This window comes from Nocardia amamiensis NBRC 102102 (genome assembly GCF_001612745.1).
In the GTDB taxonomy this organism is placed as follows: Bacteria; Actinomycetota; Actinomycetes; order Mycobacteriales; family Mycobacteriaceae; genus Nocardia; species Nocardia amamiensis.
In genome coordinates this window covers 1-4,851 of record NZ_BDBA01000182.1, presented here as the reverse complement: position 1 = coordinate 4,851, position 4,851 = coordinate 1, and the positions used below count along the sequence as shown (strand labels likewise).

Below are 4,851 nucleotides of genomic sequence, written 5' to 3'. Positions count from 1 at the left end.
AACACCTCACCCGACTGACCCGGCTGACCAGGTTGACCGGGAACACCCACCTGGCCAGGTGAGCCCGGAGCGCCGTGACCAGGGGAACCCGGAATACCCTGCTGCCCAGGCTGACCAGGAACGCCGGATCGGCCAACGCCATTCGACTGGCCGGGTGCGGGAGTCCCCAACTGGCCCGGCGCGGGTGGGGCATCTGGCTGCCCTGGCGCAGTGGTACCCGGTCTCGGAAGTCGCGGCGTGGGCCGGTTCGACCATGGAGTCGCCGGCCGGGGTTGCTGATCCTCCGCGGCTTCCGGGTCCTTCGCTTCTTCCTCGACGCCCGCGGGCCAGACTTCAGCTGTGGTCATGTCATCCCCCGAGTCGGCAGGTTGAGACGGCCGAGGTTGCGCGTTCGAGCGCCAGGAGGCGGAGGCTCATCGGATATCTCCTCCTACTCGGTCACCGTCGGCTGGGGAACGGTCTGGCGGCCCGGGCAATTCGTGCATGTCAGTGTAAGTCGCCGGTGATCATCCTGGCCGGTCCGGCCAGGATGACGCTTCCCGTAGCTGGGAATCCTCGACAATGAATCACGTCGAAAGTAGGTCTCACTCATGGTCGGTCGCTGCTCGCGCTGCTCCGTTCGACGATGAGGCGTTTGATCGAGAGGCGGGCCTGGCCATGGTGTCGTACGAACCCTCTCCGGCCTTGGCCGGGGGTGCCGGTCGTTGCATAAAGCGCTCACGCTCGACATCGGATAGGTGATCTCATGGGGTTCTGGGGTGGTGTAGGCAGGTTTGCGCTGACCACCGGCGCCGCCTTGGTCGGTGGCGCGGTTGGTTCCGTGCTCATTCCGGGGGCTGGGACAGTGGCCGGTGCTAGTCTCGGCGTTGCATTAGGCAGTGCCCTCGGTGGAGGGGGGATGGAAGCGGGCATAACCCTGGCCCAGGGTGGCAGCGTCGGTCAAGCACTGACTAATGGTGCTCAAACTGGCGTCTTGTCACTGGGGGGAGGACTTATCGGCGGTGCCGCAAGAGGTATCCGCGCGACTATGGGTGGGCAGAATGTGTTGCGGCGGATGCTTTCGGGCGCGTTCCATCCGGCTGTCCGTAACCCGAACGCGGGCTTCCGAGCCGCGTGGGGGGCGAGGGGCCCGTCATTGAATGCAGCCCGCGGTTGGTTGACTGGTTCCGGCGCGGCTGCCGGATTTGCGGGCAGCCGCATGGGACCGGATTCGCAGTCGCAGCAGTCGGCGATTGCAAAGGTCCCGGTGCGCCCGGCGGGTAGGGAAAACAGGGGTAGTACTGATTCACCCGCGCTGGTGTTTCCATGACGGACGAAATGCCGCCCTTGTATGTTCCCGATGTATATTCCACACAGTGGCCGCAGCAGCTCAAACTCTCCAGAAAAATTCATGACTGGCTGGAAATAGACGCCGGTGACGATAAAAAAAGTCTGAAGACTACCATCGAACTGACCTGGGACGCTTTCGGTAAGGGCGTCAAGGAGTCGTTTCCGGAAACCGGTTCGGTGCCGCAAGTCGACATGACAAACCCCAAGGTCAGGTCGAGCATATCGAACATGTTCACCTCCTATGTGACGGTCAACGACAGCCTCAAACGGGCGTTCGACGCCCTGCAGCAGCAGGATATAAAGGTCAAAGACAAGGTTGAAAAGTCGAAGATCAGCAGTGAGACCGCTCGTGGCTATGTCAATAAACTGATCTCCGCTCTCAACACTGCGGCAGAGACGCCGCCGCCGGCCGACGACATGAGCGAAAGCGAACATGTCATGACCTACGTCACGCTCGGTATGGAAGAGTCGCTGAAAATCATGACAGATGCGAAATCCGAGCAAGACCAGCATGGGAACGGCGTCAAAGATGATGCCGCGGCGACCAAGGCGCTCGAAGAGAGAATAAAAGCGCTGGAGGCGGCTTCGAAGAATCCGGCGAGTTATCCGCCCTATGTGACCCCGCCGGGCTCCACGCCGCCGAATATTGCGGATCCGCCCTACGTGGACACGGGTGACTTGCCTCCTGGGCTGGACGATTTGGATAACGGCAGCGGCGTCGACGACCTGACTCCGGGGGGCTTGGACGACTCCGGCATCAACGGCCAGTCACCGGGCGGGCTCGGCGATCTCGGGAACACACCGGGTGCGACGACGCCGGTTACCCCGGCTGTGCAGCCGCCGCCCGCGATGTCGCCGGTGGGCTCCGGCATGGACACGCTCGGCCCCATTATGCGGATGATGCAGGAGCAGGAGATGATGCGGCGGATGGCCGATCAGGACTTGAACAGCCGTCGCCGGGATCTGGATCCGGAACGCTTCGAGGACGAACTCGCCGCGGTCGCCCCTGCGCCGGTTGCTCCGGCGTCGGTCACGGCGCAGCCCGGCACGGTGCAGCAATCCACGACAACCCCGGCGACGCATCATGGACAGCCGGCCGGCACAACGTCTTCCACGCAGCCTGCTGGGGCGCCCGCTCGCACACCGGATGCGGACGGCAGCGTGATGTACACGCACCCCGACGGCGTCACGGAGAAGCTACACGTCACGGCCGCACAGGCATTCGACAAGGCGTACGGCAACCACAGCGACACCGATGCTCAGAAGGCATACGAGGGGACACCGGCGTGGTGGAAGGACGAAGAGGCACTTCGGCTTCTGCGTGTCATGCCCGAAGACAAGGACCGCTTCACAAGCGGCTGCGTTGTCATGTTCAAGGGCGGTAAGACGGCGCTGCTGCGGGTGGATCCCGACAAGGTCGATGTGTTCCACGTCGTCATCAAGGGCGAGCTGAAGCCATTCGACCAGAACATGCCCGAACTCGCATCGGAGGAAAGTTCCTTCGACGGATTCAGGCGCCCGAATGGCATCGATGTGACCGCGCCGGCGGACAAGGGCGCGCCCCTGTCCGAGTCGGGCTCGGCCGATCAGTCCGCGAACGCGGCAATGCCGGTTGTCGCCGCGGGCTGATCGCGCGAGGAGGTTGCGGCAGATGAGGAGAGGAGGTCGCGATGCCGCTGAACGTGGATCCACAGGAGCTGGTCGCCACGGCGGCGAAACTTGCGCAGATGGCGCGCGATACCGGCGCGGCGTTGCCCCCGGGATGGGTCGTGCCCGCGGGGGCTGACCCGATCTCGGCCGAGGCGGTGCCGCAGCTCAACGCGCAGGCGGCGTCGCTGCTCAACGGAATGATCGGTGTGCTCAACGAGGTTCAGCGCACCGCGTACAACGTCGGCGCCGCGGCGCGCGATTACACCGAGGGAGACGACCGCGGTGCGCGTGAGATCGGCGGCAAGGGCGGCGACGTTCTCGCCAATCCGGTTGGCGAGGTCCAGGAGGTCAGCCCGCGGCGGCCGCCTGGGCTGCGGTTCCCGGTTGCCGGTGGCGCGGTCGACCCGTTGACTTTCGCGAAGCAATTGCATACGGGTCCGGGGCCGGGCGCGGCAACGGGATTCGCGGACGCGCTGCGCAAGTTCACCGGTGGACCGCACCTGCTCGCCACCGAAGGCGTCGACTCGGCGTCGCGAGCGATGCAGAATTGGGAGCCGGTGGGTGCCTTGGCGGCGGCCGAACTCGGTCAGCACCGGGGGTGGCTCGACCAGCTCGGCCGGGGCCTCGGGATGCTTGCCGACGGAATCGACACCTACAGCAACGCATTCCGCACGGCGAAGGCCAAGCATCCCACGCCGCAGGAGATCATCGCGGCGCGCAAAGAGCTGCTTGCCGCGATGCGCTCCAAGAACGAACTCGGCATCCAGGCGGCGTTGGCCAAATTCAACGAGCAGAACGCCCGTTCGGCGGAGACGATCACCGGATACTCGACCGAGGTCGGCTCCAAAGTGGGGACGGGTGAGGGGACAGGTGAAGGCAACGGAAGCGGAAAAGGCAGCGGCGGCGGCGACAGCAGCGCGCTGACCCAGATGCTGCCCGCGCTCATGAGCGCGATGGCCTCGGCCGGAATGCCGCTGGCCCAGCTCGGCCAGTCGGATTCCGCTGACGACTACAGCCTCGACGAGTACGGCTACGACGACCTCGGCATCCCGAGCGGAATCGGCACGGGCAGCCCCGGCGGGACACCCATCAGCAGCCTCGGCACCAGCATCTCGGACGTCACCGCGGAAACCGTCTCGGCCACGGCCTTGCCGCTGGCCGCATCGGCCGGCGTCGCCTCGTCGTCCATGCCGCGTACGCCGGTGATCGAACCCCTGTCCACGTCGTCGGCCGCAAACGCGGCCGCCGCGCGCGGCGGTACGCCGATGATGCCGTACATGCCCATGGCGCCGGGCATGGGCAACGCCGCGGGCAACGGCAACGATCGCAACCGGGTCGTGGCATGGCATCCGGACCGTCTGATGTACGTCGACGACACACCGCACACCGAAGCGGTGATCGGCGAGCGGCCGACCATCGCCCCCACTGTGACCCCGCCGACGCCCACCCCGAGCAACCAGACCCCGAGCCAACCCGGAGGTAACGCATGAGTGAGCGCAGCGAGGTGGATTCATGAGTTCCATCCACCCGGACGTGCAGGCGGCCTTGGATGCCGCCCGCGATCTGCGGCACCGGATCGCCGAGATGCGGGAGAAGATCGACAGCATCCGTGCCCGCAGGCCGTCGCCGAGCGGCGCGGTCATCCCGGAGGTCGACGCCATGGGCAGGCTGACCGATCTCTACCTGGCTCCGGGCACCGCCGCCCGGCTGACGAGCCCCGAGTTGATCAACGAGATCATGTCTGCCATCCGGGAGAGCACCGCCGACGCGGCGCGGCAGTACGAAAGCGTCATGGAAGAGCCGCCCATCGACGAAACCCAGCCGGTCACCACGGCATCCGGGCAGGCAGGATGAGCGAGCGAACAGTGGACA

Annotated in this window: 4 protein-coding genes; 3 read left to right on the top strand and 1 reads right to left on the bottom strand. The window is 65.8% G+C overall.

What is annotated here, in order from left to right; genetic code table 11:
* A partial coding sequence (locus tag NA4_RS42245; RefSeq protein WP_218022445.1) for a hypothetical protein occupies positions 1-193 on the bottom strand: 193 nt, incomplete at its 3' end.
* 1,112 nt (positions 194-1,305) lie between these two features.
* Between NA4_RS42245 and NA4_RS28725 the strand changes: the two genes are divergently transcribed.
* From NA4_RS28725 to NA4_RS28715, 3 genes are read left to right on the top strand one after another with little or no spacing between them, the layout of a single operon-like run.
* The gene (locus NA4_RS28725) at positions 1,306-2,958 is read left to right on the top strand and encodes a hypothetical protein (RefSeq protein WP_067476911.1); all 1,653 of its coding nucleotides are present in this window, start codon (positions 1,306-1,308) and stop codon (positions 2,956-2,958) included.
* Positions 2,959-2,999: 41 nt separating this feature from the next.
* A complete protein-coding gene (locus tag NA4_RS28720) occupies positions 3,000-4,469 on the top strand; it encodes a PPE domain-containing protein (RefSeq protein WP_067476908.1) in 1,470 nt (489 codons plus the stop codon).
* Positions 4,470-4,491: 22 nt separating this feature from the next.
* Positions 4,492-4,833: a YbaB/EbfC family nucleoid-associated protein gene (locus NA4_RS28715; protein WP_067476905.1), complete on the top strand. Its 342-nt coding sequence runs from the start codon at positions 4,492-4,494 to the stop codon at positions 4,831-4,833.
* The last annotated feature ends 18 nt before the right edge of the window (positions 4,834-4,851 follow it).

Bases quoted from the DNA above. Each gene is read 5' to 3' on its own strand.
- NA4_RS28715 (WP_067476905.1), top strand. From the start codon at position 4,492: ATGAGTTCCATCCACCCGGACGTGCAGGCGGCCTTGGATGCCGCCCGC.
- NA4_RS28725 (WP_067476911.1), top strand. From the start codon at position 1,306: ATGACGGACGAAATGCCGCCCTTGTATGTTCCCGATGTATATTCCACA.
- NA4_RS28720 (WP_067476908.1), top strand. From the start codon at position 3,000: ATGCCGCTGAACGTGGATCCACAGGAGCTGGTCGCCACGGCGGCGAAA.